This window comes from Salinicola halophyticus, from assembly GCF_003206695.1.
Lineage (GTDB): Bacteria > Pseudomonadota > Gammaproteobacteria > Pseudomonadales > Halomonadaceae > Salinicola > Salinicola halophyticus.
Window position 1 is genome coordinate 1 of sequence record NZ_PZJN01000019.1, and the last position, 3286, is coordinate 3286.

Here is a 3286-nt window from a genome sequence, read left to right on the forward strand (position 1 = left end):
CAGTCGCTCTTTAACAATTTGGATCATGCTGACAGTTCTTCTCTTCGGAGAAGAACGAAACGAGATACGTCTCAAGCGTATCCGGCAATTGTCGAATGATTTAATCACTGACCAGACCCTTTCGGGTTATATGGTCAAGCGATTAAGCGCACACGGTGGATGCCTTGGCAGCCAGAGGCGATGAAGGACGTTGTAGCCTGCGATAAGGTTCGGTGAGGTGGCAAACAACCTGCGACCCGGACATTTCCGAATGGGGAAACCCACCCAGCATAAGCTGGGTATCCCACACTGAATCCATAGGTGTTGGGAAGCGAACCCGGAGAACTGAAACATCTAAGTACCCGGAGGAAAAGAAATCAACCGAGATTCCCCTAGTAGCGGCGAGCGAACGGGGAGTAGCCCTTAAGCATGTGACTGGTTAGACGAATGCGCCTGGAAAGGCCGGCCGTAGCGGGTGATAGCCCCGTAGTCGAAAACCTGAATATGTGAAATCGAGTAGGTCGGGGCACGTGAAACCCTGACTGAACATGGGGGGACCATCCTCCAAGGCTAAATACTCCTGGCTGACCGATAGTGAACCAGTACCGTGAGGGAAAGGCGAAAAGAACCCCGGAGAGGGGAGTGAAATAGATCCTGAAACCGTGTGCGTACAAGCAGTGGGAGCAGACTTGTTCTGTGACCGCGTACCTTTTGTATAATGGGTCAGCGACTTATATTCAGTGGCGAGCTTAACCGTATAGGGGAGGCGTAGGGAAACCGAGTCTTAACTGGGCGACCAGTCGCTGGATATAGACCCGAAACCGGGCGATCTATCCATGGCCAGGGTGAAGATTGAGTAACATCAATTGGAGGCCCGAACCCAAGTATGTTGAAAAATGCTGGGATGAGCTGTGGATCGGAGTGAAAGGCTAATCAAGCTCGGAGATAGCTGGTTCTCCTCGAAAGCTATTTAGGTAGCGCCTCACGTATTACCGCCGGGGGTAGAGCACTGTTTCGGCTAGGGGCCCATCCCGGGTTACCAACCCGAGGCAAACTCCGAATACCGGTGAGTAGAGCGTGGGAGACACACGGCGGGTGCTAACGTCCGTCGTGAAAAGGGAAACAACCCAGACCGTCAGCTAAGGCCCCCAAATTCTGGTTAAGTGGGAAACGATGTGGGAAGGCATAGACAGCTAGGAGGTTGGCTTAGAAGCAGCCATCCTTTAAAGAAAGCGTAATAGCTCACTAGTCGAGTCGGCCTGCGCGGAAGATGTAACGGGGCTCAAACCAGATGCCGAAGCTACGGGTTCACACTTAGGTGTGAGCGGTAGAGGAGCGTCGTGTAAGTCTGTGAAGGTGAGTTGAGAAGCTTGCTGGAGATATCACGAGTGCGAATGCTGACATGAGTAACGACAAGGGGAGTGAAAAACTCCCCCGCCGGAAGACCAAGGTTTTCTGTTCTATGCTAATCAGAGCAGAGTGAGTCGGCCCCTAAGGCGAGGCTGAAAAGCGTAGTCGATGGGAAACGGGTCAATATTCCCGTACCGGATGTGGTTGCGATGGGGGGACGAAGAAGGCTAGGTGAGCCAGGCGTTGGTTGTCCTGGTGAAAGTCAGTAGGCTGAGATCTTAGGCAAATCCGGGATCTCAAGGCCGAGAGACGAGACGAACGGACTACGGTCCGGAAGTCATCGATGCCACGCTTCCAGGAAAAGCCTCTAAGCTTCAGATCACATGCGACCGTACCCCAAACCGACACAGGTGGTCAGGGTGAGAATCCCAAGGCGCTTGAGAGAACTCGGGTGAAGGAACTAGGCAAAATGGCACCGTAACTTCGGGAGAAGGTGCGCCGGCTTAGGGTGAAGGACTTCGCGTCCCGAGCTTGAACCGGTCGAAGATACCAGGTGGCTGCAACTGTTTATTAAAAACACAGCACTCTGCTAACGCGTAAGCGGACGTATAGGGTGTGACGCCTGCCCGGTGCCGGAAGGTTAATTGATGGTGTTAGCCGCAAGGCGAAGCTCTTGATCGAAGCCCCGGTAAACGGCGGCCGTAACTATAACGGTCCTAAGGTAGCGAAATTCCTTGTCGGGTAAGTTCCGACCTGCACGAATGGCGTAATGATGGCCACGCTGTCTCCACCCGAGACTCAGTGAAATTGAAATCGCAGTGAAGATGCTGTGTACCCGCGGCTAGACGGAAAGACCCCGTGAACCTTTACTATAGCTTCACACTGGACGCTGATGTTGCTTGTGTAGGATAGCTGGGAGGCTTGGAAACCGGGACGCTAGTTCCGGTGGAGCCAACCTTGAAATACCAGCCTGGCATCATTGGCGTTCTAACTTGGCACCGTGATCCGGTGTGAGGACAGTGTGTGGTGGGTAGTTTGACTGGGGCGGTCTCCTCCGAAAGAGTAACGGAGGAGCACGAAGGTACCCTCAGCACGGTTGGAAATCGTGCATTGAGTGCAAGAGCATAAGGGTGCTTAACTGCGAGACAGACACGTCGAGCAGGTACGAAAGTAGGTTCTAGTGATCCGGTGGTTCTGTATGGAAGGGCCATCGCTCAACGGATAAAAGGTACTCCGGGGATAACAGGCTGATACCGCCCAAGAGTTCACATCGACGGCGGTGTTTGGCACCTCGATGTCGGCTCATCACATCCTGGGGCTGAAGTCGGTCCCAAGGGTATGGCTGTTCGCCATTTAAAGTGGTACGCGAGCTGGGTTTAGAACGTCGTGAGACAGTTCGGTCCCTATCTGCCGTGGGCGTTGGAGATTTGAGAAGTGCTGCTCCTAGTACGAGAGGACCGGAGTGGACGCACCTCTGGTGTTCCGGTTGTCACGCCAGTGGCATCGCCGGGTAGCTATGTGCGGAAGGGATAACCGCTGAAAGCATCTAAGCGGGAAGCCTCCTTCAAGATGAGATCTCCCCGAGACCTAGAGTCTCCTAAAGGGTCCAGCAAGACTAGCTGGTTGATAGGCACGGTGTGGAAGCGCTGCAAGGCGTTGAGCTAACGTGTACTAATACCCCGTGAGGCTTGACCATATAACCCCAAGGGGTTTNNAGGATACGCGCTGCCTCGTAGAGCGGGCAGGCAATGAGACCTATCTCAGTCAGCATGATCCGAATCAGTTGGAATGAGGGTTGGGTAAGCCGTGAAGGCCCATCATTCCGACGTCAGTTTTGCCTGACGACCATAGCGAGCGGGAACCACCTGATCCATGCCGAACTCAGTAGTGAAACCGCTTAGCGCCGATGGTAGTGTGGGGTCTCCCCATGCGAGAGTAGGTCATCGTCAGGCATCTA

Annotated in this window: 2 rRNA genes; both read left to right on the forward strand. The window is 53.9% G+C overall.

What is annotated here, in order from left to right:
- The first annotated feature begins 132 nt into the window (after positions 1-132).
- A 23S ribosomal RNA gene (locus tag DOM58_RS17345) occupies positions 133-3025 on the forward strand.
- 141 nt (positions 3026-3166) lie between these two features.
- Positions 3167-3281: ribosomal RNA gene (gene rrf, locus DOM58_RS17350) — 5S ribosomal RNA — on the forward strand.
- The last annotated feature ends 5 nt before the right edge of the window (positions 3282-3286 follow it).